Raw genomic sequence first — 26340 nt, 5'->3', positions numbered from 1 at the left:
GAGGCGCGGCATAGCGACGGTCAGGTCGGCCGCGTGCGGACGATGTGCTGGTCCCAAGCGATCGGCGTGGTCCTTCCTGCAAAGCTGCCATCATAGGACGAGACGGCGAAAGCCGGGCCTCGTGCCGGCGCGATGCCGGCGGCATCGGCAAGCCGGTCCAGCCGGACCAGGGCGCCGGTGCGGGCATCGACGGTGACGACAGCGCCGCCTTTCGGGGAGGTGAGACCGACCAGCCCTTGCCCGCGATGGACGGCGATGGCGCCGACATAATTGGCGAGCGCCACGGAGGCTTCCTCCGGCAGGTCGAGAAAGCGGATGTCCTCACCGGGGGCGAACACACCGGCAACGGGCGGGCGCTCATTGCGAGGGCCCTCGTACTGGCAGGCAAACCAGATGCGGCCTTTGGCATCGATGTCCACATGGCGCGTCGAGAGCTGCCGGAGATGCGGCGGCATGACATGACGCTCCACCAGCCGGCCGGTCGCCGTTTCGATGAGCGTCAGCGATGGCTCCATGTGATCGAGGTTCAGCTTGGTCCGCCCGAAGTCGGGATGCGTCTCGATGCCGCCATTGGCGACCACCAGAAGGCGCCCGTCCGGTGACAGCGTCATATCGTGCGGGCCGATGCCATGGGTCGGGAATTCGCTTACGCGGCGGAAGCCATCCGTGCCGTCATAGACGCCGATCATGCCGCGATTGGCGGCAAAGTCGTTCTCTGTCGCGTAGAGCAGTCGGCCGTCCGCCGAGAAGCAGCCATGCCCGAAGAAATGCCGTCCCTCGCTGGCCGTGATGACGACGGGCTCCGTGCGCGCGGCCCCGTCGAGGATCATGGCGAAGGTTCCGGGGCGCCGGGCAAAGGCAACGGTGCGGCCCGATACCGGCGAATGCGCCAATCCGTGAGCGCGATCCGGCAGGACGTGACGATCGATGACCTCGCCTTCCTCGGAGACGGTGGCGATGCCGTAGGAACCATCGCCAGCCCTGAAAGCGGAGGCAAAGACGGCGTCCGTTCGCGAGAGGGCTGTCGCGGACGCAGGCGCGAGGGATGCCGCCCAGGCGGCGCCCGCCATGGAGAGGAAGGCCCGCCTGTCGAGAAGCATGGATTGCGCCGGTCTGCCGGAAGGCGTCATCGCTCAGCCCCGTCAGTCGCCATCGGCAAAGGAGAAACCGGCGCCGAGCCCGATCGCAGCGCCGAAATCCATATTCAGCCGTTGCAGGAGATCGTTGGCGTTGCGCAGAACGAGAAGCAGCTTCACGCGTTCGGCGGGGTCCATCAGCGCCTTGTCGATCGGCTGATGGACGGCATCGGCCGAGGCGATGAGGTCGTTGAAGACGATGTCGATCGAGTCGGCGATCGACTGCTTGTCGGGTGGCAGAAGCGCGCGCATGCCGGCGGTGTCGAACAGGGCCTTGAGGCCACGGGCATTGCCGGCAACCGCGTCCATCGTCTCGCCGGAGCGCCAGTAGACGGCGAGCTTCGGGTGGCCTGGCGAGGGCACCGGGGTGATCGCTCCGGCAAAAATCGGGCGCAGGCGCTGGTCGCGGAGACTCTCCACGCCGTGGACGAGGATGCCGAGAAGCTCGGTCGCGGCCTCGCCCTCCGTCCGGTACAAAGGATTGTCCGGCCCCGGCGTCTTCCACGCGACCTGAACGCCGCGCGGGTTTTCCCAGGCCGCGCTCAGTTCCGCGGCAACGCTTGTCAGGTTTTCGGCGATGGCCCGCGCATAGCGGCAACGGAAGCCATCGGGCGCGTCGAGCAATTCGTCGGCATCGGTGCCGAACAGCACATATTCCAGCGCGCCGAGCCCCTGCACCGCGACGCTCTTGCCGCGAAGCGAAGTCGCGATCGTGGCGGTCTCGTCGTTTTCGGCAAGAATGCGCTGAACCTGTTTCAGGCCCGTGCTCTTGCGGTCGGGGAAGAAGAGGACACGCTCGAACCGGTTATCGTCGAGCACCGGTCCGACGCGCACGATCTCGATGCGCGACCAGGAGGCGGTCACCTCTGAAAACGCGCGCTTGGCGCGGCCGAGCGACTGGGGCGATGGGCGATGGCAGAGCGGGCGAAGGTGATCGGCCAGCGCGCCCGTTCGCTCTACAAGGTCGCGATAACCGGGGCGGATGAAGCCATCGACGGCGCGCGCCATGGCCGTGGGCACGGCCTCTGCCACCAGACCGCTCGACGGGGCAGCGCCGACATCGTCGTCCGTCTCCTGCGCGAAGGCGGGCGTGGCTGAGGCAAGCGCAGCGGTGAGCAGAAAGGCTGTCCATAGACGCATCAGAGCGACTCCAGAAAGGCGAGCAACGCCCGGCGATCCGCGGCGTCGAGGGAAACGAAACGATCGCGCGCGGCCTGCGCCTCACCACCGTGCCAGAGAACGGCTTCGGTCAGCGTCCGCGCCCGGCCGTCATGCAGGAAGCCCGTCCGCGCATCGACGGTTTGTGCAAGACCGATACCCCAAAGCGGCGGCGTGCGCCATTCCCCGGGCAGCGGCTTTGCCGCGTCCGCATCTCCGCCGCCGGACCCCGGGACGGTATCGGATAGACCCTCGCCCATGTCGTGCAGCAGGAGGTCGGAATAGGGCCAGATGAGCTGGAAAGCCGTGGATGGCGAGGTTGGATCGCGGCGGGTGACAAATTTCGGAACGTGGCAGGAGGCGCAACCGGCCTCGGAGAAGAGCCGCTTGCCCATGAGCACGGCGGGTGCCGCGACGTTCCGCCGCGCCGGCACCGCGAGGTGACGGGCGTAGAAGGCGACGAGATCGAGCACGGGATCGGGCGCCTCGCTCGTCCCCAATCTTGGCTGCACGCCGTCTTCCATGGCAAGGCATTTCGGCTGCCGGTCGGTGCAATCGCCGTGGCTTCTCATATCGTCCGGCGTGGAGATTCCGATATCGGTCGCGAAGGCGTCCGCTGCCTGAGCGCGAACGGTCGGGGCCTGCGCCTTCCAGCCGAACCGGCCGAGAACGGACACGCCACCTGCCCCTGATGTCAGCCAGGATGGCCGGCCGCTGATCCCGTCGCCATCGCGATCATCGGGGTCTGCATGGGCGAGAATATCGGCAACATCGATCGCCTCCAGCAGGCCGAGGCCGGTCATCGGTGGCGCAAGGCGCGGCGACAGGCGGGTGGCGCTATCGAGCGGGCCATAGGCGAGGTCCTGAATGTCGTAGACCGGACGGCGCAGGCTGACGCGTTCGCCGCCCGCAAGCGTTACCGGTATCTCTTCGTCATGGAGCGCCAGATGCCCCTCGGCCGGCAGACCGGGAACGCCGCTATCCTGCAATTGCCGGCCATAGACGGGATCGCCTCCCGCACCAGCTCGCGCGGCATCGGGGAAGGAGAACTTCATGACCAGCGAGGGACTACCGGCGGCACCGGCCGGCGGGCGTCCTCGCCCGTCCCTCACATGGCAGGTTTCGCAGGAGCGGGCATTGTAGAGCGGACCGAGGCCGTCGGACGCCTGCGTAGAGGAAGGCGAGGACACCCAGAGCTTTTCGAAGAGGGCGCTGCCGAGGCGAAAACTCTGCTCGCCGCCTGCATCCAGATTGCCCGCGGGATAGGTGAGACCGGCCCGGTCCGGCTTTGCGCTCGATGTGCCGGCGCCACCGGCCATGGCTTCGAAGGGTTCGGGGCGGGAAAAATCCTGCGTCGGCCTTGTCACCTCGGCAACGCGGCGCCTGTCCTTATCCGACAGGTCGGTTCTCTCAGGCGCTTCGCCGTTCTGCGGGACGGCCAGCACAGACAGGGGCGTGGTAACCGCGATATCCTCTACGGAAAGACGCCAACCTGCCCATGTCACAGCAAAAGCCGCCGCGAGGCTCGCGGCGGCGATGGGCATGACGAAACGGGAGGTGGTCCGGGCGGTCATTGCGGTTCAGGCTTTGCTGCGTCCGGACGCGGGTCTCATTTGAAGACAGCGTTCGGGTTGTCGAGGCTGTCGGATCCTTCGAGTTCGATCTTGCCAAGATCGAGCGCGGTCAGCACACGCTCGACGGTCTTCGACTGGGCGATGAGCCCGTCGATCGCCTTCTGAACGACGGCGTTGCCTTCGGTGTTGCCTTCCGCGATCATCTGGTCGTAGGCCTCGACCGTCTGGCCGCGCTTCGCCATGGCCTGCATGGCCGAAACCGTTGCAGCAAGCTTTTCCTTCATCTCCGCATCGACAGCCGGATCCTTGGCGGCGACGAGTTCCGAGAGGGAGGGCCCGGTCAGTTTCGTGCCGTCGGTGCGGGTATAGGTGCCGAGATAGGCCTGCTCGATGCCGATCGCGTCATGAAGATGCGAGTTGTAGGTGTTGTCCGAGAAGCAATCATGCTCCTCTTCCGGATCGTGCAGAAGCAGGCCGAGCTTCATGCGCTCGCCGGCAAGCTCGCCGTAGGACAGCGAGCCCATGCCTGTCAGAATGGCGGTGAGCCCGGCCTTCGGATCGGCTTCGACATTTTTGGTGGCCGCGCCGTCCGGCGTCCAGTTGGCAACCATGTCCTTCAGGTCGGAAACGAGCAGATCGGTTGCGGCCTTGAGATAGGCGGCGCGGCGATCGCAATTGCCGTTGGTGCAGGCCTTGGTGTCGTAGTCGGTATAGGGGCGGTTGCCAGCGCCCGGACCGGTGCCGTTCAGATCCTGCCCCCAGAGCAGAAACTCGATGGCGTGGTAGCCGGTCGCTACGTTCGCCTCAATGCCGTCGGCTTCCTGCAGCGTGCCCGACAGAAATTCCGGCGTGATTTTCGACGCATCGATCGTCTTGCCATCGATAGAGATCGTCTTGTTGGCGATGACGTTGGCTGTGAAGAGCGCGTTCTCGTCGCTCTCGCTGCCATAGCTTGCGTCGACATAGTCGATCAGGCCTTCGTCGAGCGGCCAGGCGTTGACCTTGCCTTCCCATTCATCGACGATCGGGTTGCCGAAACGATAGACTTCCGTTTCCTGATAGGGGTTGCGGGCGGCGAGCCAGGCTTCGCGCGCGGCCTTCAGCGTCGCCTCGCTCGGCGTCGCGATCAGCGCGTCCACGGCCTTGTCGAGCGCCTGCGCGGTCGTCAGCGCGTCCTCGAACTTGGCATGCGCTACGTCGGAGTAATGCTTGAGCACGGCGGCGGCATCGGTCGCAGCTGCGGCCGGCTGGATGGCCAGCGCAGAGGTGGCGGTTGCCAGCGCCAGAGCGGCGGTACGAAGGAATGATACGGTCATGACCTCTCCTCGGCGGAGCCCGACCGGGATCCGGGCAGGGGTACCGCACGCGTGAAACGGATCCGGGACCGAACGCACGTCCAGCGCGCCCCCCCGTTCGAACCTCATGAACCAAAACTAAACTTGTGTCAAAGCGTATAGTTTAGAACGCTTTGAAGCTGTCACGCCTGCCTTTGCAGCATGGCGAAGAAGAAGCCATCGGTCGCGGTGGATGCCGGCGACAGCGTCAGCGTGTGGCCATCCCGTGTGACCGGCCGGCGACCGGCCGTGCCGAACAGGGCATTCCAGCTATCGAGCGCTACCATGGGTGCAAAGGCTGGGTTCTCGGCAAGGAAGCGATCGACCTGCTGGTCGTTTTCTTCCGGCAGGACGGAACAGGTGACGTAGACGAGCCGCCCGCCGGGACGGACATAGCGCGCGGCTTCCGCCAGCGCCTCGCGCTGCTGGCCCTGCCGCTCCTCGATGTTGCGCTCGTTCAGGCGCCATTTCGTATCCGGACGACGGCGCCATGTTCCCGTGCCCGTGCAGGGCGCATCCACCAGCACGGCATCACAACGATCCGTGAGATTGGCGAGCGCCTGCGCCCGGTCGTGAACCTGAACGTTGCGGGTACCTGCCCGCTTTAGCCGCTCGATGATCGGCGCAAGCCGCTTGCGATCGGTGTCGAAGGCGTGGACCTGGCCTTTGTTGTCCATGGTCGCGGACAGAGCCAGCGTCTTGCCGCCGCCGCCGGCACAGTAATCGAGGATCTGCTCGCCGCCCGTGGCGCCGACCAGATCGGCGACAATCTGCGAACCTTCGTCCTGCACCTCGAACCAGCCCTTCTGGAAGGACAACTCGGCCGTGACGTTCGGGAGCCTTGATGGACCCTCGCCGGGCGCGACGCGCAGGCCCTGTCGCGCGGTTTCGGTCGGCCGCACACCGGCCTCATCGAGCGCCTTCAGAACCTTCGCGCGATCGGCCTTCAGCGTGTTGACGCGCAGGTCGAGCGCCGGACGCTCGGCCAGCGCTGCGGCCTCCTCGAGCCAGCGGTCGCCGAAGACCGACTGGAAAGAGGGCACCACCCATTCGGGAATATCGCCCTGGACATGCGCCGGGGCTTGTCCGAGGTCGCGGCTGCGGAAGGCGGCCGATGCTTCCTCCGGTAGCGGAGGCGGCGCGAAGCGGTCGCCCTCAAGGCTTGCCGCCAGCGTTTCCGGCGTCTGGCCCCATTGGCGCAGCATGACCGCGTAGCCGAGCGCCGTCGCGCTGTCGTCGTCCATCAGATAGGCGTTAGAGAGTTTCCGGCGGAGTGCGTCGTACACGATATTGCCGATCGCGGCGCGGTCTCCGGAGCCGGCGAACCGATGGGCAAGGCCCCAGTCCTTCAGCGCATCTGCAACCGGGCGCTTTCGCGTCTCGATATCGGAGAGGACATCGATCGCACCGGCAAGTCGTCCACCCAGTCGCATCGGTCACACTCCATCGGCCCGTGGCAGAAAGTCCATCGTTTATCGTGGCGCTGTACCGGCGATGAAGGCGAAGAGCAAGCGGGAAGGCCTTTTGTGGCCTCTGTCTCTGCCTCCACAGTCCCGTGTCGTGGAGGAGGTCTCATCATCGATCCCGAATTTTTCCGGAACCTTTTTCAGCGCCGGGCTTTAACCGACCACGCGATAACAGATGCTGGCGTGACCGGAACTCACCATGCCCACCTGCGATGCGGCGGCCTTGGAAAGGTCCAGAACGCGACCGCGAATGAACGGACCGCGGTCATTGATGCGAACGACGACACTCTTGCCGTTGCGCTTGTTGGTGACTTCGACACGCGTGCCAAACTTCAGGCTGCGATGAGCGGCGGTCAGGTAGGATGCGTTCATTCTCTCGCCGGAAGCCGTCCGGGATGAGAGCGCATACCAGGAAGCGCCGCCACATCCGGCTCCCGCTGCTTGAGATGGTGTGATGGATGTGAAAGTTGCCCCCAAAGCAACGCATGCCGCCAGTGCGACATTGGCAAGTTTCAGTCTCGTCAACAAGGTACCCCTTCGTCGTATCGTCTTGCTTTTCAGCGAACGAGACGGCTTGTCCGGGGCAAAAATGGCGGAAAAGTGCTTCAACCGTTAAGCAACGGTTAGGGTTTACTATCCCTGAGGCTTGTTGAATTTTCTTAAAAATTTGAAAAATCATTGTCGCCACGAAAAAAGCGCGTGGAATCAAAACGATTCATGAAATACGGCTTTTTGTGGAATGATTTTTCCACAGGCCAGATAAAATGAGATTAAAAGTTTGAAATCGCGAAAAGCAGGCCGCTCTGCGGTATCTTAAAAATTAATATTCTCGAAAAAGTTGTATCGCCGGCGAAAGGAAATGTGCCCCTTACGTCAGGATTTCCAGCAATCCTCGTTCCACATCTGACGAAGAGACTGGCGATAATCGGGATGAAGGAAGGTATATCCAGCAGCGCGCAGTTTCGCGTTCGAGACGCGCTTGTTCTCGCCATAGAATGTGCGCGCCATCGGCGAGAGTTCGGCCGTCTCGAAAGGGATTTCCGGCGGAGGCGTCACGCCCATCAGGCGCGCGGCTTCCAGCACGACATCCTGCGGCGGGGCGGGCTCGTCATCGGTGACGTTGAAGATGCCGCCCGTGCCGCTTTCGCTCAGAAACGCGACGGAGCCTGCGATGTCCTCGACGCGGATGCGGTTGAAAACCTGCCCCGGCTTGACCAGTCGCCGCGCCGTGCCATTGGCAAGATTGCAGAAGCCATTGCGGCCCGGCCCGTAAATGCCCGACAGACGCAGAACGGCAATCGGAACGCCTGCGGCCTGCCCAAGCTCCAGCCACGCCTCTTCCGCCTCCACGCGCTCCTTCGATCGGTCCGAAACAGGATCGAGCGGCGCATCCTCGGTCACCCATGCTCCCTTATGGTCGCCGTAAACGCCGACGGTCGATAGATAAGCCGCCCATCGCAGGTTCGGCATGAGGCTGATGACGTCGGGCCTATCCGGGCGCATCAGCGGATCGCTGGCCTTGCCGGGCGCGATGGATTGCACGAGATGCGTGGTTCGCTGCATCGCGGCGCGAAGCTCGGCGGAGATCGTTTCGCCGTCATAGATCAGCGCTTCGAGACCTATATCGGCCAACGCCTTCTGTCGCTCTGCTGACCGGGTGGTGCCGGTCACAGAGGCTGCCGCCGGCAGAAGACGGCGTGCAATGGCGGCTCCGGAAAAACCGGCACCCAGAATGAGAACGTTCATCATGCTGCTCCTGCTCGTGTCCATTCTTCCAAAACCTCGCTGTCATCCTCCAGCGGTCGACGCTCCGCAAGCTCCCTGAAAGCATCGGGCGACATCAACCGGGACAACGCCCAGATGGCCATGCCCCGCACGGCGGGTGCGGCATCCGTCAGCCGCTCGCGGCATGGGGCCACCAGCGCAGGGTCGCCGGAATTCCCGGCGGCGATCAGGCAATTGCGCACGAAGCGGTCGCGCCCGATGCGCTTGACAGGAGAGCCGGAGAAAAGCGCGCGAAAACCCGCATCATCGAGCGCGAGAAGGAGAGCGAGCGAAGGCGCTGAAAGATCGGCGCGGGCCTTCAGCTTCATCTCGCTTGCGGCGGTCGCAAACTTGTTCCACGGGCATGCCGAGAGACAGTCATCGCAGCCATAGATGCGATTGCCGATGGCCGGGCGCAGCGCGGGGTCAATCGGGCCCTTGTGCTCGATCGTGAGGTAGGAGATGCACCGGCGCGCATCGATCTTGTAGGGTGCGGGAAAAGCATCCGTCGGACAGGCATCGAGGCAGGCGCGACACGAGCCGCAATGATCCCGCTCGGGTGCATCGATCTCCAGATCCTCCGTCGTGAACAGACTGCCGAGGAAGAGCCAGGAGCCGAAGCTGCGGCTGACGAGATTGGTATGCTTGCCCTGCCAGCCGAGGCCTGCCTGCTCGGCCAGCGGCTTTTCCATCACCGGCGCGGTGTCCACGAACACCTTGACGTCAGCACCCGCCCGCGCGGCAAAGCGCGTTGCGACCTCCTTCAGCCGGCCCTTGATGACGTCATGATAGTCGCGGTTCTGGGCGTAGACGGAAATGGCGCCACGATCCTTCAGATCGAGCACGGCGCGGGGGTCGTGATCTGGGCCGTAGTTCATGCCGAACATGACGACGGAGCGGACTTCGCTCCAGAGCGTGCGCGGGTCGGCGCGCCGCTCGGCGGTCTCGGCCATCCAGTCCATCGTGCCGTGATAGCCGTGGTCGAGGAAATCCGCGAGGCGAACCGGCGCGTCGGGTATCGTATCCGGCGTCGTGACACGGCAGACGTCGAAGCCCTTGTCGCGTGCTTCGGCCTTCAGGAAGGCCGTGAGGCTCGCACGGCGGCGCAGGGTTGCGCCGTCCGCGCGGCGTTGCGGCTCAGAAGTCGAGGTCCGCATAATGCGATACCGGGGTCAGGCCGCGCACGCGCTCGGCCAGCAGCGGGCGGAAAGAGGGACGCGACTTCAGGCGCTGGTACCAGTCCTTGGCGGCAGGCGCCTTCGTCCAGTCGATCTCTCCCATGTAGTCGAGCACGGAGAGGGCGGCGGCCGCGGCAAGATCCGCATAGGAGAGGCGATCGCCCGCAAGATAGGTGCGCGATCCGGCGAGCCAAGACAGGTATTTCATATGCTGGCGGATGTTGGCGCGCGACAGGCGCAGCATCTTCGAGTCCGGCGCGCCGCCGCCCTGCTCGGCCGTCATCTGCAGCTTGAAGATCCGCTCGCGCACCAGAGGACGCGTCACGTCGGCTTCCATCTTCAGGAGAAACCATTCCGTCAGGCGGCGGATTTCCGCGCGCTGGAACGGGTCCTCCGCCAGAAGCCGGCGCTCACGCTTCAGCACACCATTGGTCTCGTCGAGATATTCGGAGATGACGGCCGCGCCGCAGAGCGCACGCATGCTGTCATCCACATAGACCGGCAGCGTGCCCGCGGGATTGAGCGCCAGAAAATCGCGCCGTTTCTCCCAGGGCTGCTCTTCCGTCAGATCCGTCTGGTAGCCGTATTCCGACAGGATGAGCCGGACGAAACGGGACGCTGTGGACATGGGGTGATGATAGAGTGTGGGCATCGATGCGTCTGTCTCGGAACAGGTTTTCAAGGTTGGATCGCGGGGCGTGGTTTCGTCTGGCAATGGCAGAGAGAAGGCAGCTATAAGACAGCGCTCGTCGCAGCTATAGAAGCAAGCTTTCCCGAACTCAAGCGAATCGGCCCTCCCCCGGTTCGTGAACCCTTAAACTCCTTTGCTTAAAGGAAACTTTACCTCATGCCCGAACATTCGATCTTCAGTGCGCTCATTCTGGGCCTCATCGAAGGCCTGACCGAGTTCATTCCCGTGTCCTCCACGGCGCATATCCTGCTTGCAGGGCATTTTCTGGGCTTTGAGTCGAAGGGAAAAACCTTCGAGATCATCATCCAGCTCGGCGCGATCCTTGCCATCCTCACCGTCTATTTCCAGCGGCTCTGGTCGATCCTGATCGCCCTGCCAAGCGATCCACGGGCACGACGCTTCGTGCTTCTCATCCTGCTCGCCTTCCTGCCGGCGGCGATCATCGGGTTTCTCGCCCATGACTTCATCAAGAACGTGCTGTTCGAGACGCCGAAACTGATCTGCATCATGCTGATCGTCGGCGGCATTATCCTCTACGCCATCGACCGCATGCCGATGAAGCCGCGCTACCACGACATGATGGACTACACGCCGGCGCTGGCTCTGAAGATCGGCCTGTTCCAGTGCCTCGCCATGATCCCCGGCACGTCCCGCTCCGGCGCGACCATTGCCGGCTCGCTCCTGATGGGCACAGACAAGCGGTCGGCGGCCGAATTCTCGTTCTTCCTCGCCATCCCCACCATGCTCGGAGCCACGGTTCTCGATCTCTACAAGAACCGCGACGTGCTGGACTTCAACGACGCATCGCTGATTGCGGTCGGCTTCATTGCCGCCTTCGTCTCGGCGCTGGTCGTGGTGCGTTCGCTGCTCGCCTTCGTGTCCAGCCGAGGCTTTGCCCCGTTCGCCATCTGGCGCATCATCGTCGGCACGGCAGGCCTTATCGGCCTCACCGTTTTCGGCTAACCCCATAGAAAAAACCGCATGCAGCCGGATCACGGTCTGCATGCGGTTTCCTGGCCCCCGCCATACCCTCAGAAATTCATATCGCCAGCCGATGAAACCTCACGGCTGCAAGACGACGTCAGCGACCGGAAACGAGCCCGATCGACGATGTCGTGCAAGGATCGACGCCATAAGCCGGCGCACAGTTATCGTGGCTGCCTGCCACGGTCTTCGGAGCGGCGAACGAGCCTGCAACGATGACCAATGCCGCGCACGCAAAGAAGATTGCGATCGACTTACCCATTTACTCTCTAGCCTTTCGAGATGTCGGAATGGCGTGCCGTGATCCTGACAAAAGCACGCGGCTGCTGTCTATGCTCCAGCACCGGCACAAGCAATAACGCAACATGTTGAATCGCCGGTAAAGGCCGACGGCAAATGTGCAGTGCGGCAGAACTGCAACGCCGCACTTTCCGGACGAACGAAAGCCGCCGGCTCATCACCGGCGGCTCCGTCATTTCACCGCTCGAAAAGTGGCTTGGGACGGCGCTCAGGCAGCCTTGCCGGAGCGCGTGTACTGGCCCTGCGGCCGGTAGCGCACGAGGTAGCTCGGGATGATCGCCTCGACGAGCGTCGGCTCGATGACGAAGGCCTTGAAGGTGCGGCCCTCTGCTTCTGCTGCCGGCGAGACGACATTATCGCTTTTCAACAGCGTCACCTGATCGGTCGTCAGCGGCGGCGCGATCAGCGGCACCATGGAGGCGATGCTGCCGATCAGGGATGCGGCACCGAACGGCAGCGAGACAAGGGCGCGCTTGCGGTCGATCGCCTTCAGCATGATTTCAAGACACTGGCGGAAGGTGAGCACTTCGGGGCCGCCGAGTTCGTAGATCCGGCCCTTCTCGACCTTGCCTTCGACCGCCTTGGCGACGGCTTCCGCGACATCCGCGACATAGACGGGCTGGAACGCCGTCTTCCCGCCACCGATCAGCGGCAGGGCCGGCGAGAAGCGCGACATCTGGGCAAACTTGTTGAAGAAGCCGTCTTCCGGACCGAAGACGATCGAGGGACGCAGGATGACCGCATCCGGCTTGATCTCCATCACGGCCTTTTCCGCCTTCGCCTTCGACTGGGCATAGATGGACGCGCTGCCGGCATCGGCGCCGATGGCCGAGACATGGGTCAGCGACGCGCCGACGCTGCGCGCGGCCTCGGCGACGGCGCGCGCGCCGAAATCCTGCACGGCGTCGAACGTATTACGGCCTGCCTCGAACAGAATACCGACACAGTTGACGACGTGATCGCTGCCTTGAACGGCGGCATCGACCGACTGGCGGTAGCGCAGGTTTGCCTGAACGAAGGAGATCTGGCCGACATTGCCGAGCGGCTGGAGGAAGCCCGCCAGATCCGGGCGGCGCACAGCGACCCGGATGCGGAAACCACGTCGAGCAAGCGCGCGCACCACGTGCCTCCCGACGAATCCCGATCCGCCGAAGACGGTGACGAGCGGGGGAAGATTGGACAGGGTCATGGAACGGCGCTCCGGTGTTTTTCAGGCATGATCAATCATGCGATATAGCTTACCTCGCCTCGTACGGGAAGGTATCATGCGGCGCAACATGTCGCAGATGCAGAGCGCGGCTCAGATGCCTTCGACCACCAGCATGTCGGCATCCGCGACCTCCTGGCGGATGGCTGCCGCGATCTGGTATTCCGGTGAATTGTAACAGGCGACGGCGGCCTCCATCGACGGGAATTCGATGATCACGTTGCGCGCCCGGATGTTGCCTTCGAGCTTTTCCACCGGTCCGCCACGCGCGAGGAAAACTGCTCCATATCTCTCGAATGCGGGCTTTGCAGCCGATACATAGTCCTTGTAACGCTCGGCGTCGCGAACATCGACGCGCGCGATCCAGTATCCCTTGGCCATGGCGATCTCCTTCTTGAAGCGTTCGATCTTGAAAGTGTCAGTCGTTGCTGGGCCAGGCGGCGCGGCGCATGTCGCCCAGAATAGCGCGCGTTGCGGCGCGCGGATCTTCCGCCTTGACGATCGGTCGCCCGACGACGAGGTGGCTCGCACCGGCCGAAATCGCGTCGAACGGGGTCATGACCCGCTTCTGGTCGCCCTTGTCGGCCCCCACGGGGCGAATGCCGGGCGTGACCACGGCGAGGTCGGGACCCACGACCTCGCGGACGATCGCTGCTTCCTCGGCGGAACAGACGACACCGCCCATCCCCGCGTCCCGCGCCTGCGCCGCCCGGCGCAGCACCAGCGCACGGGGATCGTCGGCATAGCCGGCCGCTGCGAGATCGTCCGCATCCATCGAGGTCAGCACGGTCACGCCGAGCAGACAGAGGCTGGAGCCTTTTGCTGCTTCGACAGCAGCAATCATGGCTTTCGGATAGGCGTGCAGCGTCAGCATGGTCATGCCCATGCGCGCGATGTTCTCGACGCCCTTGGCCACCGTGTTGTCGATGTCGAGAAGCTTCATATCGAGGAAGATTTTCTTGCCGGACGCGGCGAGGTCTCGCGCAAATTCCAGACCGCCGGCAAAGACCAGCTGGTAGCCGATCTTGTAGAACTGCCCGTCGTCGCCGATGGCATCGACGATGCTTTGAGCTTCCGCGATCGTGGGAACGTCGAGGCCGATGATCAACCTGTCGTGTGCTGCCTCAGCCATCCGTCCACCCCTGCCAGTCCTCGATGCGGGTCCACTTGCATACCGGGCGCCTGCGGGCAAGGGAAAATGCGAAGAGATTGCCCCCGCCGCCCGGACCCTGGTCGTGCGCCCGCGAAACGGGAATGCCGGAGAGGTGACAGAAGAGCAGCGTGCCGACGCCGCCATGGCCGATGAAGGCGATCGGGATCGACGGATCATGCGCGTCAAGCACGGACGTAACGGCGCGCACGATGCGGGCCCTGGCGTGGTCCGCCGTTTCCCAACCACGAAAGCTCACAGCCGGTTCGGCAAAGAAGCTGTCCGCTGCGGCTTCGAACTCGGCTGGCGGCAGGAAGCCGGTCGCCGAGCGGTCATTCTCGCCGCTGTCCGCCAACACCTCGACAGGCACTCCGGATGCTTCGGCAAGGAGAGCCGCCGTCTCCAGCGCCTTCGTCTCGTCCGAAGAGACGATACGACCAAGGCCCCGCGCCCAGCCTGACGCGGCTGCGACCCGAGCGCGCTGATGCCCCTTTTCGGAAAGGCCCCAGCGCGGAATCGGCACGTCCGGATCGATCGCAACCTCCGGGTGGCTGATGTAGAGGCCGAACATGACAACCTCAGTGGGTTTTGCGATAAATCCAGAGCCGCGCCGGCGGGATATTGCGCATGATGAAGTCGAGCTGTTCGGTGCGGAACCGGTCCGGCATGCTGGCGACGGGCGAACGCGGGCCGTAGGAAATCTGCACCACGGGGCGGCCGACGGGCACCCGCGTCAGCAGATCCTCGATCAGCGCGACACGGCTCTGCATGGGCATATTGAGGAGAGGTACGGCCGAGATGACGCAATCGAACTGCTCGCCGGCGCGTCGGCCGAGCGTCGTATCGAGATTGAACGCATCGCCATTGATGAACTCGACGGTGGGAAACCGCTTCAGGAGCTGATGGTAGAAATCGGTCGAATACTCCACCGAGACCAGCTGCTCGGGCGCCACGCCACGATCAAGGATCGCCTTTGTGATCACGCCCGTACCCGGGCCGAGCTCGAGAACCGGGAGCCCTGAGCCATTGTCGATGACGCTTGCCATCCGCCGCGCAGCAATGGACGAGGTCGGCGTAATCGCGCCCACGGCGCGCATATTGCTGCGCCAGCCCTTGAAGAACCGGATTTCCTCATCGAATTTCTTGCCGAACCGCTCTTTCAAACGCAAATTCATACTCGTCTCCACTCCGACTCGCTGCTTGAGCGCTTGCTGTCATACCGCATCCTAAAACCCAACGCGACAAAAACCGTCCTCTTTGCGTCATTTGATTGCTGGCGCTACACATGCCGGCTTGCCGGATGACACGGCTGGAAGGAGAACCGCGTCATCGTTTAGACTGTCATTCAGATCAATTGAGGCTCCAGAATGAACACTATCTCGTCCTTCCTCGGATTTCCGGATACTCTTCCGCACATCAAGCCTGTCGCCGCTGTTTTCGGTGCCGCATATGGAAGCACTTATCCGGGCAAGGATAGCAGCGGCTATGCGCTTGCCGCCGATTCCGTTCGGGCCGCGAGCCGGGAGGACGCTGGTTTGATCGACCACTGGGATTTCGATCTTGGCGGACCGCTGTTCGATGAAGGTGCGCATTGCTGCATCGACCTCGGCAACGTGTCGACGCAGATGGGAGACAATGCCGGCAACAGGGCGTCCATCGAAGCGACGACGCGGGAGGTTCTTGCAACGGGCGCCGTTCCGATACTTCTCGGTGGCGACGACTCCGTGGTGATCCCGTTCCTTTCGGGATTTTCCAACCGTGAACCGATATGGATCGTTCAGATCGATGCGCATATCGACTGGCGAGACACCCTGCACGGCGAGCGATACGGCTATTCGAGCCCGATGCGGCGAGCAAGCGAGATGGCGCATGTCGCTGGCATGGTTCAGGTGGGCATGCGCGGTATTGGTAGCGCGCGCCGTGTCGAGGTAGAGGATGCACTTCGCTTCGGCAGCCGGCTCGTTACCGCGCGGCAAGTTCATTCCGAAGGGGCCGCGGCAGCCCTCCGGCATATTCCGGAAGGAGCGAGGGTGGTCATGACGGTGGATTGCGACGGGCTCGACCCGGGCATCATGCCGGGCGTGGCCGCGCCATCGCCGGGCGGGCTGACCTACCCGCAGGTGATCGACATCATTGCCGGGGTGGGCACGCGTGGCAGGATCGTCGGGTTCGATCTGGTCGAACTCTTTCCACCGGCCGACGTTGCAGGCCTCTCGGCGCTGACGGCATCGCGCCTTGTGGCCAACGCCATCGGCACGATCATCCGGCAACGGTGATCGCCCCGGCTTCCGATTGCGGACATCGGCTTGCCGCAGGAGCTAGGGACTAAACCCGCATCGGCATCAGCACATACAGCGCATCCTCGCCGGCAAGGTCGCGCACGAGAGTGGGCGAACCCGCATCCGCGAGCATGAAGACGGCTTCGGTGCCGGAGAGCTGGGCCGTGATATCGAGGAGGTACTTGGCGTTGAAGCCAATCTCCAGCGGGTCGTTGTCGTAGCCGACCGGCAGTTCTTCGGTCGCGCTGCCGCTGTCGGGATTGTTCACGGTCAACGTCAGCTGCCCGTCGGCCAGCGCGAGCTTTACGGCGCGGCCACGCTCGGAAGAGATGGTGGAGACGCGATCCACGGCCTGCGCGAAGGACTGGCAGTCGATCCGCAGTTCCTTCTCGTTGTTCGCCGGAATGACGCGCTGGTAATCCGGAAAGGTGCCGTCGATCAGCTTCGATGTCATGACGATGGAGCCGATGCTCATGCGGATCTTGGCGTCGGAGAGTTCCAGCGTCACGGTCGCATCCGGCTGGTCCACCAGCTTTTGCAGTTCGCCGACCGTCTTGCGCGGAATGATGATGCCAGGCATGCCTTCGGAGCCGGACGGCGCCTCCAGATCGGCACGTGCGAGGCGGTGACCGTCGGTGGCCACAGCGCGCAGCTTCAGGTCGCCCTTGCTCTCGATCGTGTGGATGTAGATGCCGTTCAGATAATAGCGCGTTTCCTCGGTCGAAATCGCGAACTGCGTGCGATCGATCAACATCTTGAGGTCGGTCGCCTTCATCGTGAACTTGTGCGTGAAGGTGCCCGCGTTCAAATCCGGGAAATCCGACTGCGGCAGGCACTGGAGCGAGAACTTCGAACGGCCGGAGGCGACGGTCATCGCCGTGCCCTCGGCATTGGTCGAAAGCCGCACTTCCGAACCGTCCGACAGCTTGCGCACGATGTCGTAGAGCAGGTGGGCGGGCACGGTGGTGGCGCCGGGCTGCTCGACCTGGGCGGGCGTCGCCTCGGTGATCTCGAGATCGAGGTCGGTCGCCTTCATGTCGAGGCTTTCGCCATCCGCCCGCAGAAGCACGTTCGACAGGATCGGAATGGTGTTCCGGCGCTCGACGACCCGGTGGACATGGTTCAGCGATTTGAGAAGATTGGACCGCTCGATCGTAATGCGCATGTGATGCTGTCGCTTTCCATCAGGACCGGAAGACGCCTCCCGGCATGAACTCTTGAACGCCTCGGCCACCGGGCCGCGGGCGGCCGAAGGGCGGCGTGGATATGGACGCGCAAAATGGCACTACACTGTGGCGAAGTGCAAGGGCCAAGCCCGACCTGATGCCGAACTACCCACCATTATCGTTCAGTGCACCGGCTTGCGGGCAAGAGCCGGCTCGCCCATAAAGACCGCATGAAGGACAAGACAACAGAACGGGATGCGGCACCGGATGCCGGCACACGGCAGCGCAGCTACCGCGTCCACGACACGATCGTCGAGGCGCGGCCGATCGAGCCGGCGCTCTATCTGGTGGCCACGCCCATTGGCAACCTGGGAGACATCACGTTGCGGGCGCTGGAAACGCTGGCCGGGGCGGATGTGCTGGCCTGCGAGGACACGCGCGTCACCCGCGTGCTGCTCGACCGCTACGGCATCGCCAACCGTCCCTATGCCTATCACGAGCACAATGCCAACGAGGCCGGCCCGCGACTGATTGCTGCGCTCGATGCAGGCCGCTCCGTCGCGCTCGTTTCGGATGCGGGCACGCCGCTGGTCTCCGACCCCGGCTACCGCCTTGCCCAGACGGCCATCGAGGCGGGCCATCGGGTGGTGCCGCTTCCCGGCCCCTCCGCGCCGCTGGCAGCCCTCGTCGGCTCCGGCCTTTCCAACGAGGCCTTCCTGTTTGCAGGTTTCCTGCCATCGAAGGACAAGGCGCGACGCGACAGGCTTGGCGAACTCTCGCGCGTGCCGGCTACGCTCATCTTCTTCGAGTCGCCGCACAGGATCGGCGCGACGCTGGTCGGCGCGGCAGAAACACTGGGTCGCGAGCGCGCCGCCGTTGTCTGCCGGGAGCTGACCAAAACCTTCGAGGAATTCCGGCGGGGAACGCTCGGCGACCTTGCCGACCACTATGGCGGCGATGTCGTCGTGAAGGGCGAGATCGTGCTGGTCATCGGCCCGCCACCGGAAGAGGCGGCGCCGGACGAGCGGGATGTGGACGCATTGCTCACCCGGCTGTCGGCGGAGATGCCCGCCGGCAAGGCGGCAACCGAAGCCGCAAAGGTGACAGGCCTGAACCGGCGGACGCTTTACGACCGGCTTTTGACGCTGAAGGAGCAGCCGTGACGGGAGCGGCCGATCCGCGTCGACTGCAGGCGGTTCGAAAGGGCGCACTTGCGGAGTATCTCGCCGCCTTGGCGCTTCTATTGAATGGCTACCGGATCGTTGCCTTTCGCCATCGCACGAAGCTCGGCGAGATCGACATCATCGCCCGCCGTGGCGATCTTGTCGCCTGCGTCGAGGTGAAGGCGCGAAACTCGGTCGATGCGGCGATCTTCGCTGTCAGCGACCAATCGAAGGCGCGCATTCGCAAGGCGAGCGACCTGTGGCTACAGAGGCAGTCCGATGCGCACCGGCTTTCCGTTCGCTACGACATCATCTCTGTCAGGCCGTGGCGGTGGCCGGTTCACATCAGGGATGCTTTCTAGCAACGACCATGCTGTCGATCACTTTCAATGATGGCGGACACTGACGTTGTTCTCGACGAGATGGACGCCAATGACGGATGCCGCCGCCTGCTCCACGCAGCCCACCTCCGCTTCGTTCGATACGAAACCCGAGAGAATGATGGTTCGTCCGATAGCGATGACATTCAGGTTGGTGGTGTCCACCAGTGCGACATACTGGATGTAGCGGGAAACCTTGCCCGCGAGATCGTCGTCCCGCAGATGCGGTTCGTCGTCGCGTCGGCAGTACATCTGCTTGTCCATCGGCATGCCCGCATCCCCTGTTGCTTCGCTGGCCGCCTCCCGCTCCCGACCCGTACGGGCCTGTTGCCGATCAGCGTTTCAGGTGATGTGCAAACGCAGGGTATCGTCTCAATGTTCCATTTGCCTTCGGCTGGCCAGACGGCCGTCATGTGCTGGAAAACACACGTCAGGAGGCCGAGGGACGGCTCTCATCGACATGGATGAACGCCTCAACCGCCGCAGCAATGAAATCTTCCCGGGCGTAGTCGGCAGGTTGCTCGCCGTTCAGGACATAGCGGCACATTCGGATCGCTGCCTTGTAGGCAGCACCCTCATGGGTCGGCCATCTGTCGAGCAGGACCTCCGCCGCTTCCCGCGTGTTGCGGACGGCGCGATAGTCTCCGATGCCGTCCAGTTCGAGCAGAACAGGTTGCTGCCACCATTTTTCGCTGACCGCCATGTCCAATCCCTTCATTGCGGGTGACCAGCGGGTGTTATGACAGCCGAAACTTACGCTGGCATTGCGTTGGCAACGGGAAGGTTGCGGAGCCTGTCCGAAAAAGTCTATGCGATAGAGGCACGGAGAGCCTCATGTCTGACGTCCTGATCAATGTCCTTCCCCTCTTCGTTCTCATCTTCGCCGGCTGGCTGATCGTGCGCACGGGCTATCTGAAGCCGGCGGTGGGCGATGCGCTCGGCGACTTCGTCTTCAAGGTTTCCGTGCCGATCCTGCTGTTTCGCACCATTGCAACGGCGGATTTCACGGAGGGCTCGCCGTGGCCGCTCTGGGTCGCCTATTTCTCCGGCGTTGCGGTCGTCTGGACACTTGGCCATCTTGTTGCAACACTTGGCTTCGGTCGGGACCCGCGCATCGGTGTCCTTGCCGGCGTATCCTCGGCTTTCGCCAACACGATCTTCATCGGGCTGCCGCTCGTCTCGCGCAATGTCGGAGATGCCGGCGTCGTTGCGCTGTCGCTCCTCATTTCGGTCCATCTTCCGGTCATGATGATCGCCGGCACGATCCTCATGGAGCGTGCGGAGCGCAAAACCAATGGCGGCGTGGCGCAGAGCCCGCTTGCGCTCGCCCGCGGCATCCTTCGCAACCTCGTGCGGAACCCTCTCGTGATCGGGCTGGTCTGCGGCGCGCTGATGCATGCGGCGAACCTGCCGCTGTCGGGACCGCTCAAGATCGCCGTCGATCAGATCGCGGCCATCGCCGGTCCCGCCGCGCTGATCTCGATCGGCATGGCGCTCGACAAGTACGGCCTTTCCGGCAATCTCGGCCTTGCAGCCTTCACCAGCGCGCTGAAGCTTGTCGTGCTGCCCGCCTGCGTCTTCGGTGCCAGCCATCTGCTCGGCCTCGACCGTGACTGGACGGCGGCGCTGGTGCTGACCTCCGCCGTGCCCACCGGCGTCAATGCCTGGCTGATCGCCAACCACTTCAACGTCGGCCACGGCCTTGCATCATCGACCATCACACTGACCACGGCGCTCGGCTTCGTCACCGTCTCCGCCTGGGCATATGTGCTGCTCTAGTCTTTTGTTTTTCCGCATTATCCGACGCCGAAGCGATGACGCTTCGGCTGGAAATGCTCTCGCTAATGGCGGCCATCGCGACAAGAAAAAGCCCGGCGTGAGCCGGGCTTAGCGGGGATTGACGCTTGAGATGCCCAGATCAGTTCGCTGGCGCAGCCGGAGTGGGCGCAGCAGGAGCGGGTGCAACCGGAGCTGCGCCGCCTTCAGCCGGGGCAGCGGGAGCTGCCGGGGCTGCTCCTTCGGCCGGCGCGGCGGCGGCCGAAGCTGCGGGAAGCGCAACCGGTGCATCGGCCTGGCCACGCAGCCATGCAATGAGGTTTGCGCGCTCATCCGGCTTCTTCACGCCGGCAAATCCCATGGCGGTGCCCGGCACGTGCTTCTTCGGTGCTTCGATGAAGTAGCTCAGATGATCGTAGGTCCAGGTCTTGTTGGCTTCGGCGAAGGTTTTCATACCGGCCGAATAGGCGAAGCCCTCATGCGAGGCGATCGGCCGTTCCACAACACCCCAGAGATTGGGGCCGACCTTGTTCGGTCCGCCCTTCTCGATGGTATGACAGGCGCCACACTTCTTGAAAATGGCTTCGCCTGCACTCGCATCGGCGCTGGCCAGCAGCGGCTTGATGTCAACTTCGGCTTCGGCGGCTGCACCCGCTCCCGCTTCGCCCGCCGTCTCCTCGGCGATGATGGCAAAGCCCGGCTTTTCAGGTGCTTCGGAATGGAAGATGCCTTCGGAGGCGATCGATACGGACATCAGCACGAAGACCGTTCCGAGAAAGGCTCCCACGGCCATATTAACATGCGAGTTCATCAACACACCTCCCCTTGCGTCCGGCTTCAAGCATCTGTGCCGCCGATATGAACAATCTGCCGCGACACCTTGAAATCGCGCGGAAGCTATGTCTTTTGACCAAGCGTTGCAACAGCGATATCCAGGCCGGACGAACCACTTCTGGCACTTTTCGCGTGCGTTTTGAAGGGCTCGGCATGAAAAGCGACAATTTGGCCAGAACACTCGTGCTGATCCCTGCGCGGATGGCCTCCACCCGGCTTCCCGGCAAGCCGCTGGCCGACATCTGCGGGCTCCCGATGATCGTGCAGGTAGCGCTGCGCGCGCGCGATGCCGAGGTCGGACGTATCGTCGTTGCCGTCGACCACCAGGATACGTTCGACGCCGTGACGACGGCCGGTTTTGAGGCCGTGATGACGCGCACCGATCACCAGTCCGGCTCCGACCGCATCTACGAGGCGCTGACCCTGTGCGACCCCGACGGCAAGATGGAGACCATCATCAACGTGCAGGGCGACCTGCCGACCATCGAGCCGGAGACCATCCGGGCAGCCTTGCGGCCGCTGGAAGATCCGGCCGTGGATATCGCGACGCTGACCGTCGAGATCGTCCATGAGGCCGAAAAGACCAATCCGAACGTCGTGAAGGTCGTCGGCGCGCCGCTCTCCGAAAACCGTATGCGGGCGCTCTACTTCACACGCGCCACGGCGCCGCATGGGGCCGGGCCGCTCTACCATCACATCGGCCTTTACGCGTACCGCCGGTCCGCTCTCGAACGGTTCGTCGCCCTGCAGCCCTCGACGCTCGAAAAGCGCGAATCGCTCGAACAGTTGCGGGCGCTCGAGGCGGGCATGCGCATCGACGTGGAAATCGTCAGCTCCATCCCGCTCGGCGTCGATACGCCTGCCGATCTCGAGGCCGCACGCCGCCTGCTCTCGACCCGCACCGGAGCCGCATCATGATACCCGTGACGAACCGCATCTCCTTTCAGGGCGAGTACGGCGCCAATTCCGACATGGCCTCGCGGGACATGTTCCCGACGATGGATCCCCTGCCCTGCCAGACGTTTGAGGATGCGTTTCTTGCCGTCGAGAACGGCGAGGCGGACCTTGCGATGATCCCGATCGAGAACACGATCGCCGGCCGCGTCGCCGATATCCATCACCTCCTGCCGGAATCGCGCCTGCACATCATCGGCGAATATTTCATGCCGATCCGGTTCCAGCTCATGGTGCTGCCGGGCGTGGCGCGCAGCGAGATCCGCACGGTGCACAGCCACATCCATGCGCTCGGCCAGTGCCGCAAGATCGTGCGGGCCAACGGCTGGAAGCCGGTCGTGGCCGGGGATACCGCCGGTGCCGCGAAACTCGTGGCCGAAACAGGCGACCGCTCGATGGCCGCCCTCGCGCCGCGGCTCGCGGCAGACCTTTACAAGCTCGACATCGTTGCCGAAAACGTCGAGGACACGGAGAACAACGTGACGCGCTTCGTCGTGCTGTCACGCGATGAAAAGCCCATCCGGCGCGAAGCCGAGGGCGATCTCATCGTCACGACCTTCGTCTTCAATGTCCGCAACATCCCGGCAGCGCTCTACAAGGCGCTCGGCGGTTTTGCCACGAACGGCATCAACATGACGAAGCTGGAGAGCTATCAGATCGGCGGAAAGTTCATCGCAACCCAGTTCTATGCCGATATCGACGGGCATCCTGATGACGCGAACGTCAAGCGGGCGCTGGAGGAACTGCGGTTCTTCTCCGAGAAGGTCCGGATCCTCGGCTCGTACCCGGCGCATCCGATGCGACGCGTGTTATAAAAGTCGCGCCACTTTGAAATCCCGCGCGCACGGACGGGCGGACCTGATTTCCGGGGTAGTGTTCACGACGCAAAAGTGATTGCGTACGGCGAAGAGGCGACTGATTTGCGGCAACGACGCACGCGCCTCTTGTTTCGACAGCCGCCGGAAGAGGCGGCATCCGGAGGACGCCGACCGTGATCATCAGAACTCTTCTCCTTGCCTCGACGGCAACGCTTTCCATGACCGCCGGCGCGCAGGCGGCCGATGCGATCGTTGCCTCCGAACCGGAAGCCATGGACTATGTTCGTGTCTGCGACGCCTTCGGCGAAGGCTTCTTCTACATTCCCGGCACGGAAACCTGCCTGAAAATCGGCGGCTACGTCCGCTTCGACAACAATCTCGGCGATAGCCCCTATGACGGCGAAGATCTCGGCTGGTCGGCGTTTACGCGTGCCACGCTGACGCTCGACGCCCGCAACGATACGGAGTTCGGCCAGCTGCGCTCCTTCATCGAGCTGCGTGGGGAAGTCAGCGACGGCGACAAGACGACCTACATCAATTCCGCCTTCATCACGCTCGGCGGCTTCATGGCCGGCTTCAACGATTCACGCTACGACCTGTTTCTCAACTCGGCCGGCAACATCATCAACGACGACGTCATCGACTATACCGGCAGCCGCACCAACCAGGTCAGCTACCAGTGGGGCGGCGACAAGGGCTTTGCGGCGTTCATCGGTGTGGAAGAAGGCGGCGGCACCTACGACACCGGCTTCGCCGGGCGGCCGAGCGAAGATTACGATGGCGCGCATCCGCTGGCCGGCGCGCGGATCCAGGAAGACTGGGGCGGCCTGTTCGTCATCGGCGGTTACGATACGGAAGCCGACGCCTTCGGCGGCAAGGTCCGCGCCGACGTTGTCTTCAACGACGTGTTCAAAGTCTTCATCATGGCCGGCTACCAGTCCGACTGGGACAATGACAAGGGCCCGGGCGACACACGCAAGCGTAACTATTACGGCCCGTGGAATGGCGACTGGGCAGCGTGGGGCGGCTTTACCGCAACGGTCAACGAGAAGACGTCCATCAATGGTCAGGTCGCCTATGAAGAAGACGGCACCCTCGCGACGGCTCTCAACATGGAGTACATGATCGTCGAGAACTTCAAGGTTCAGCCGGAATTCAACTACACCAAGTTCGACGGCACGCGTGGCGATGGCGATGCGTTCGGCGGCACGATCCGCTTTCAGCGCGACTTCTGATCACGCCTCTCTTCAAGCGATATCGACACGTACCAAGAACCGGCGCCCGCGCCGGTTCTTTCGTTTCCAGCTCTGGCGTTTCTGTCAGGCCGGCCAGTCCAGCCAGTCGCGCATCAGCTGGTGGGCGATCGCGCCCTTGGGCGGGGTGGAATGGTGGTTTGCATCCTGACCCGTGTTGCGGGCGAGCATGGCGCGCGTCTCCTCGCGGGTGAACCAGCGGCAGTCTTCCAGTTCCAGATCGTCCATCCGGATATCGCTCGACTGCGCTTCCGCATAGCAGCCGATCATCAGGCTGTGCGGCATGGGCCAGGGCTGCGAGGCATGGTAGCGCACGCGGCCCGTGCGGATGCCGGATTCTTCCAGCGTCTCGCGGCGCACGGCATTCTCGATCGTTTCTCCCGGCTCCAGAAAGCCGGCAAGGCAGGAATACATGCCCTCCGGAAAATGCGGGCTGCGCCCGAGCAGGCAGAGATCGCGCTGCACGTCGATGGTCAGCATGATGACGACGGGGTCGGTGCGCGGGAATGCAAGGTGGCCGCAGGCCGTGCATACCCGCCTGTACCCGCCGCCCTTGGCCTCCATGGGGCTGCCGCACTTGCCGCAGAAGCGGTTTGCGGCGTTCCAGGCGATCAGGCTCGCGGCCTGCGCGAATTGCCCGAGGAGTTCGTCGGGCAGCATCGCCTGGCGGTAGAGGCTGCGGCCGTCGGCAAGCTTGAAGGGTTCCTCCAGCGTCGCCTCCGTCCGGTTGACCGGTACCGCGATCCGCGGCTCTCCCGAGGGCAGCCGTCCGAGAAGGATGGCGGCATCGAGATCGGGCTGAAGAGCGGCGATCTCATAAGGTGCAAACAGCGGGTCGATGACATTCTCGTCATGCTTCACGACCAGCTTGCCATCCGCGAAGGCGAAGAGATGCGCGCCCTCGGTCTTCAGCGCCTCTTCCAGGCAATCGTCGCTTCGGTGCTCGCTATCGCGTACGAGGTGGTTCTCCGCAAAGGCAACGAGCGAGCTCGGTTCGGGATGGGGCCCCTTGAGGTCGAAAATCGAGTGGGTCATGTCAGGGATTCCGTCAGGCGGTTGAGAAAATCGTCGCGCTTGCCCACGTCCCAGGCTTGCGCCGTGCCGAAACCCCAGATCGGGCCTGGCCAGTTCGCATCTCCCTCGGTGCGGGCGACGATATGGACATGGAGCTGGCGGACGATATTGCCAAGCGCGCCGATGTTGATCTTGGTCGCTCCCGTCACCTGTTTCAGGGCGGCGGCGACGCGGTTGGTCTCATGTGAAAGCGTTGCCTGCGCGTCGGGCGACAGCTCGAACGTCTCGCTGACGACGTTCCGCTCGGGAATGAGGATCAGCCACGGCCACCGGGCGTCGCGGCTCAGCCGAAGCTGGCAGAGATCGAGATGCATAACGAGGTCGCTGTCGCGCGCAAGGCGCGGATCGAGGTCGAACGGGGTCACGGTTCCTCCTTCTTCTGCTTCTCGCCTCTTCCGGCTCGCTTCTTTCAGCTCCCTTGCCGCATCCGCGTTTTGACGATTGGGAAGGGGTGGAAGAGAGCTCCTCTTCTGACAGGGATCCCAGATTCTTCCAAGCGCCGACTTGCATTCCGTTTCGATATTGCCGATATGGAGATCGGGAGGTTGGTGGTGGACGAGCCACTCGCCAACCGGGTCAGGTCCGGAAGGAAGCAGCCCCAACGAGCCCGGCACGGGTCATCGTGCCAGCCTCCCACCCTCAGGGTCTTCGTGAAGGATCCTGAACCATCAGACCAGGGCCGCCCGTTCGCAAGCTCGCCG

At 63.6% G+C, this 26340-nt stretch carries 28 protein-coding genes and 1 other RNA gene; 9 read left to right on the top strand and 20 right to left on the bottom strand.

Annotation, left to right across the window (positions count from 1 at the left end; genetic code table 11):
• Positions 1-20: 20 nt before the first annotated feature.
• From BSG19_RS06755 to BSG19_RS06715, 9 genes are all read right to left on the bottom strand, one after another.
• On the bottom strand, positions 21-1130 hold the full coding sequence (locus tag BSG19_RS06755) for a DUF1513 domain-containing protein (protein WP_092986174.1): 1110 nt from the start codon (positions 1128-1130) through the stop codon (positions 21-23).
• Positions 1131-1142: 12 nt separating this feature from the next.
• Entirely contained in the window at positions 1143-2276 is a 1134-nt protein-coding gene (locus BSG19_RS06750) for an imelysin family protein (RefSeq protein WP_092986172.1), read from the bottom strand.
• On the bottom strand, positions 2276-3868 hold the full coding sequence (locus BSG19_RS06745) for a di-heme oxidoreductase family protein (RefSeq protein ID WP_244529122.1): 1593 nt from the start codon (positions 3866-3868) through the stop codon (positions 2276-2278). Before BSG19_RS06745 ends, BSG19_RS06750 begins: the two co-directional genes overlap by 1 nt.
• Positions 3869-3903: 35 nt before the next feature.
• Complete coding sequence (locus tag BSG19_RS06740) at positions 3904-5184, bottom strand: imelysin family protein (RefSeq protein ID WP_092986171.1); 1281 nt, start codon at positions 5182-5184, stop codon at positions 3904-3906.
• A gap of 161 nt (positions 5185-5345) precedes the next feature.
• Positions 5346-6635: an RsmB/NOP family class I SAM-dependent RNA methyltransferase gene (locus tag BSG19_RS06735; protein WP_092986169.1), complete on the bottom strand. Its 1290-nt coding sequence runs from the start codon at positions 6633-6635 to the stop codon at positions 5346-5348.
• A 186-nt stretch (positions 6636-6821) separates the two neighbouring features.
• A complete protein-coding gene (locus BSG19_RS06730; RefSeq protein WP_170865907.1) occupies positions 6822-7145 on the bottom strand; it encodes a septal ring lytic transglycosylase RlpA family protein in 324 nt (107 codons plus the stop codon).
• 396 nt (positions 7146-7541) lie between these two features.
• Positions 7542-8414, bottom strand: coding sequence for an SDR family oxidoreductase (locus tag BSG19_RS06725; protein ID WP_092986167.1), 873 nt, complete (start codon positions 8412-8414; stop codon positions 7542-7544).
• The gene (queG, locus tag BSG19_RS06720; RefSeq protein WP_092986165.1) at positions 8414-9589 is read right to left on the bottom strand and encodes a tRNA epoxyqueuosine(34) reductase QueG; all 1176 of its coding nucleotides are present in this window, start codon (positions 9587-9589) and stop codon (positions 8414-8416) included. The genes BSG19_RS06725 and queG overlap by 1 nt, the downstream gene beginning before the upstream one ends.
• Positions 9570-10262 carry a glutathione S-transferase family protein gene (locus BSG19_RS06715; RefSeq protein WP_092986163.1) on the bottom strand — a complete coding sequence of 231 codons (693 nt, stop codon included), beginning with the start codon at positions 10260-10262 and terminating at the stop codon, positions 9570-9572. Before BSG19_RS06715 ends, queG begins: the two co-directional genes overlap by 20 nt.
• Before the next feature lie 195 nt (positions 10263-10457).
• On the opposite strand from BSG19_RS06715, the gene BSG19_RS06710 reads away from it, so the two are divergent.
• A complete protein-coding gene (locus BSG19_RS06710) occupies positions 10458-11264 on the top strand; it encodes an undecaprenyl-diphosphate phosphatase (protein ID WP_092986161.1) in 807 nt (268 codons plus the stop codon).
• A 529-nt stretch (positions 11265-11793) separates the two neighbouring features.
• Here BSG19_RS06710 and BSG19_RS06700 read toward each other — a convergent pair.
• From BSG19_RS06700 to pmtA, 5 genes are all read right to left on the bottom strand, one after another.
• Positions 11794-12774, bottom strand: coding sequence for a complex I NDUFA9 subunit family protein (locus BSG19_RS06700; RefSeq protein WP_092986159.1), 981 nt, complete (start codon positions 12772-12774; stop codon positions 11794-11796).
• Positions 12775-12885: 111 nt separating this feature from the next.
• Entirely contained in the window at positions 12886-13173 is a 288-nt protein-coding gene (locus tag BSG19_RS06695) for a DUF1330 domain-containing protein (RefSeq protein ID WP_092986157.1), read from the bottom strand.
• Positions 13174-13210: 37 nt separating this feature from the next.
• Positions 13211-13924 carry an orotidine-5'-phosphate decarboxylase gene (gene pyrF, locus BSG19_RS06690; RefSeq protein WP_092986155.1) on the bottom strand — a complete coding sequence of 238 codons (714 nt, stop codon included), beginning with the start codon at positions 13922-13924 and terminating at the stop codon, positions 13211-13213.
• A complete protein-coding gene (locus BSG19_RS06685; RefSeq protein WP_092931651.1) occupies positions 13917-14513 on the bottom strand; it encodes a histidine phosphatase family protein in 597 nt (198 codons plus the stop codon). The genes pyrF and BSG19_RS06685 overlap by 8 nt, the downstream gene beginning before the upstream one ends.
• A 7-nt stretch (positions 14514-14520) precedes the next feature.
• Entirely contained in the window at positions 14521-15117 is a 597-nt protein-coding gene (gene pmtA, locus BSG19_RS06680; protein ID WP_092986153.1) for a phospholipid N-methyltransferase PmtA, read from the bottom strand.
• A 192-nt stretch (positions 15118-15309) separates the two neighbouring features.
• On the opposite strand from pmtA, the gene BSG19_RS06675 reads away from it, so the two are divergent.
• Positions 15310-16218, top strand: a complete 909-nt coding sequence (locus BSG19_RS06675; RefSeq protein WP_092986151.1) for an agmatinase — start codon at positions 15310-15312, stop codon at positions 16216-16218.
• 49 nt (positions 16219-16267) lie between these two features.
• Here BSG19_RS06675 and dnaN read toward each other — a convergent pair whose 3' ends face one another.
• Positions 16268-17386, bottom strand: coding sequence for a DNA polymerase III subunit beta (dnaN, locus tag BSG19_RS06670; RefSeq protein ID WP_062471044.1), 1119 nt, complete (start codon positions 17384-17386; stop codon positions 16268-16270).
• Between the two features lie 231 nt (positions 17387-17617).
• Between dnaN and rsmI the strand changes: the two genes are divergently transcribed.
• Both rsmI and BSG19_RS06660 read left to right on the top strand, forming a co-directional pair.
• On the top strand, positions 17618-18550 hold the full coding sequence (rsmI, locus tag BSG19_RS06665) for a 16S rRNA (cytidine(1402)-2'-O)-methyltransferase (RefSeq protein WP_092986149.1): 933 nt from the start codon (positions 17618-17620) through the stop codon (positions 18548-18550).
• Positions 18547-18912, top strand: a complete 366-nt coding sequence (locus BSG19_RS06660; protein WP_092986147.1) for a YraN family protein — start codon at positions 18547-18549, stop codon at positions 18910-18912. Before rsmI ends, BSG19_RS06660 begins: the two co-directional genes overlap by 4 nt.
• 24 nt (positions 18913-18936) lie before the next feature.
• On the opposite strand, the gene BSG19_RS06655 is transcribed toward BSG19_RS06660, so the two are convergent.
• Together BSG19_RS06655 and BSG19_RS06650 are read right to left on the bottom strand one after the other, a co-directional pair.
• Positions 18937-19200 carry a BON domain-containing protein gene (locus BSG19_RS06655; RefSeq protein ID WP_244529121.1) on the bottom strand — a complete coding sequence of 88 codons (264 nt, stop codon included), beginning with the start codon at positions 19198-19200 and terminating at the stop codon, positions 18937-18939.
• A gap of 160 nt (positions 19201-19360) precedes the next feature.
• Positions 19361-19633, bottom strand: coding sequence for a DUF982 domain-containing protein (locus tag BSG19_RS06650; RefSeq protein ID WP_170865888.1), 273 nt, complete (start codon positions 19631-19633; stop codon positions 19361-19363).
• Between the two features lie 131 nt (positions 19634-19764).
• On the opposite strand from BSG19_RS06650, the gene BSG19_RS06645 reads away from it, so the two are divergent.
• Positions 19765-20709, top strand: a complete 945-nt coding sequence (locus BSG19_RS06645; protein ID WP_092986143.1) for an AEC family transporter — start codon at positions 19765-19767, stop codon at positions 20707-20709.
• Positions 20710-20848: 139 nt separating this feature from the next.
• Here BSG19_RS06645 and BSG19_RS06640 read toward each other — a convergent pair whose 3' ends face one another.
• Positions 20849-21517 (bottom strand): c-type cytochrome, encoded by a 669-nt coding sequence (locus BSG19_RS06640; RefSeq protein WP_092986141.1) that lies wholly within the window; start codon positions 21515-21517, stop codon positions 20849-20851.
• A gap of 176 nt (positions 21518-21693) precedes the next feature.
• Between BSG19_RS06640 and BSG19_RS06635 the strand changes: the two genes are divergently transcribed.
• The 3 genes from BSG19_RS06635 to BSG19_RS06625 all read left to right on the top strand — a co-directional run bounded on the left by BSG19_RS06635 (position 21694) and on the right by BSG19_RS06625 (position 24547).
• Complete coding sequence (locus tag BSG19_RS06635) at positions 21694-22458, top strand: 3-deoxy-manno-octulosonate cytidylyltransferase (RefSeq protein WP_092986139.1); 765 nt, start codon at positions 21694-21696, stop codon at positions 22456-22458.
• On the top strand, positions 22455-23309 hold the full coding sequence (locus BSG19_RS06630) for a prephenate dehydratase (RefSeq protein ID WP_092986137.1): 855 nt from the start codon (positions 22455-22457) through the stop codon (positions 23307-23309). The genes BSG19_RS06635 and BSG19_RS06630 overlap by 4 nt, the downstream gene beginning before the upstream one ends.
• 176 nt (positions 23310-23485) lie before the next feature.
• Positions 23486-24547, top strand: coding sequence for a porin (locus BSG19_RS06625; protein WP_092986135.1), 1062 nt, complete (start codon positions 23486-23488; stop codon positions 24545-24547).
• 84 nt (positions 24548-24631) lie between these two features.
• On the opposite strand, the gene nudC is transcribed toward BSG19_RS06625, so the two are convergent.
• Both nudC and BSG19_RS06615 read right to left on the bottom strand, forming a co-directional pair.
• On the bottom strand, positions 24632-25600 hold the full coding sequence (gene nudC / locus BSG19_RS06620; protein WP_092986133.1) for an NAD(+) diphosphatase: 969 nt from the start codon (positions 25598-25600) through the stop codon (positions 24632-24634).
• The gene (locus BSG19_RS06615) at positions 25597-26004 is read right to left on the bottom strand and encodes an HIT domain-containing protein (protein ID WP_092986131.1); all 408 of its coding nucleotides are present in this window, start codon (positions 26002-26004) and stop codon (positions 25597-25599) included. Before BSG19_RS06615 ends, nudC begins: the two co-directional genes overlap by 4 nt.
• Positions 26005-26179: 175 nt before the next feature.
• Here BSG19_RS06615 and ffs point away from each other — a divergent pair.
• Positions 26180-26276: signal recognition particle sRNA small type (gene ffs, locus BSG19_RS06610), an RNA gene on the top strand.
• The last annotated feature ends 64 nt before the right edge of the window (positions 26277-26340 follow it).

It is taken from the genome of Rhizobium sp. NFR03, from assembly GCF_900111275.1.
In the GTDB taxonomy this organism is placed as follows: Bacteria; Pseudomonadota; Alphaproteobacteria; order Rhizobiales; family Rhizobiaceae; genus Ferranicluibacter.
Note: the sequence above shows the minus strand (reverse complement) of the source record. Positions and strands in the feature narration are given on the sequence as shown.

What these genes read in the sequence shown, in the direction of transcription:
- BSG19_RS06755 (WP_092986174.1), bottom strand. Translation starts at nt 1,130, where the DNA reads ATGACGCCTTCCGGCAGACCGGCGCAATCCATGCTTCTCGACAGGCGG.
- BSG19_RS06750 (WP_092986172.1), bottom strand. Translation starts at nt 2,276, where the DNA reads ATGCGTCTATGGACAGCCTTTCTGCTCACCGCTGCGCTTGCCTCAGCC.
- BSG19_RS06745 (WP_244529122.1), bottom strand. Translation starts at nt 3,868, where the DNA reads ATGACCGCCCGGACCACCTCCCGTTTCGTCATGCCCATCGCCGCCGCG.
- BSG19_RS06740 (WP_092986171.1), bottom strand. Translation starts at nt 5,184, where the DNA reads ATGACCGTATCATTCCTTCGTACCGCCGCTCTGGCGCTGGCAACCGCC.
- BSG19_RS06735 (WP_092986169.1), bottom strand. Translation starts at nt 6,635, where the DNA reads ATGCGACTGGGTGGACGACTTGCCGGTGCGATCGATGTCCTCTCCGAT.
- BSG19_RS06725 (WP_092986167.1), bottom strand. Translation starts at nt 8,414, where the DNA reads ATGAACGTTCTCATTCTGGGTGCCGGTTTTTCCGGAGCCGCCATTGCA.
- queG (WP_092986165.1), bottom strand. Translation starts at nt 9,589, where the DNA reads ATGCGGACCTCGACTTCTGAGCCGCAACGCCGCGCGGACGGCGCAACC.
- BSG19_RS06715 (WP_092986163.1), bottom strand. Translation starts at nt 10,262, where the DNA reads ATGCCCACACTCTATCATCACCCCATGTCCACAGCGTCCCGTTTCGTC.
- BSG19_RS06710 (WP_092986161.1), top strand. Translation starts at nt 10,458, where the DNA reads ATGCCCGAACATTCGATCTTCAGTGCGCTCATTCTGGGCCTCATCGAA.
- BSG19_RS06700 (WP_092986159.1), bottom strand. Translation starts at nt 12,774, where the DNA reads ATGACCCTGTCCAATCTTCCCCCGCTCGTCACCGTCTTCGGCGGATCG.
- BSG19_RS06695 (WP_092986157.1), bottom strand. Translation starts at nt 13,173, where the DNA reads ATGGCCAAGGGATACTGGATCGCGCGCGTCGATGTTCGCGACGCCGAG.
- pyrF (WP_092986155.1), bottom strand. Translation starts at nt 13,924, where the DNA reads ATGGCTGAGGCAGCACACGACAGGTTGATCATCGGCCTCGACGTTCCC.
- BSG19_RS06685 (WP_092931651.1), bottom strand. Translation starts at nt 14,513, where the DNA reads ATGTTCGGCCTCTACATCAGCCACCCGGAGGTTGCGATCGATCCGGAC.
- pmtA (WP_092986153.1), bottom strand. Translation starts at nt 15,117, where the DNA reads ATGAATTTGCGTTTGAAAGAGCGGTTCGGCAAGAAATTCGATGAGGAA.
- BSG19_RS06675 (WP_092986151.1), top strand. Translation starts at nt 15,310, where the DNA reads ATGAACACTATCTCGTCCTTCCTCGGATTTCCGGATACTCTTCCGCAC.
- dnaN (WP_062471044.1), bottom strand. Translation starts at nt 17,386, where the DNA reads ATGCGCATTACGATCGAGCGGTCCAATCTTCTCAAATCGCTGAACCAT.
- rsmI (WP_092986149.1), top strand. Translation starts at nt 17,618, where the DNA reads ATGAAGGACAAGACAACAGAACGGGATGCGGCACCGGATGCCGGCACA.
- BSG19_RS06655 (WP_244529121.1), bottom strand. Translation starts at nt 19,200, where the DNA reads ATGCCGATGGACAAGCAGATGTACTGCCGACGCGACGACGAACCGCAT.
- BSG19_RS06650 (WP_170865888.1), bottom strand. Translation starts at nt 19,633, where the DNA reads ATGGCGGTCAGCGAAAAATGGTGGCAGCAACCTGTTCTGCTCGAACTG.
- BSG19_RS06645 (WP_092986143.1), top strand. Translation starts at nt 19,765, where the DNA reads ATGTCTGACGTCCTGATCAATGTCCTTCCCCTCTTCGTTCTCATCTTC.
- BSG19_RS06640 (WP_092986141.1), bottom strand. Translation starts at nt 21,517, where the DNA reads ATGAACTCGCATGTTAATATGGCCGTGGGAGCCTTTCTCGGAACGGTC.
- BSG19_RS06635 (WP_092986139.1), top strand. Translation starts at nt 21,694, where the DNA reads ATGAAAAGCGACAATTTGGCCAGAACACTCGTGCTGATCCCTGCGCGG.
- BSG19_RS06630 (WP_092986137.1), top strand. Translation starts at nt 22,455, where the DNA reads ATGATACCCGTGACGAACCGCATCTCCTTTCAGGGCGAGTACGGCGCC.
- nudC (WP_092986133.1), bottom strand. Translation starts at nt 25,600, where the DNA reads ATGACCCACTCGATTTTCGACCTCAAGGGGCCCCATCCCGAACCGAGC.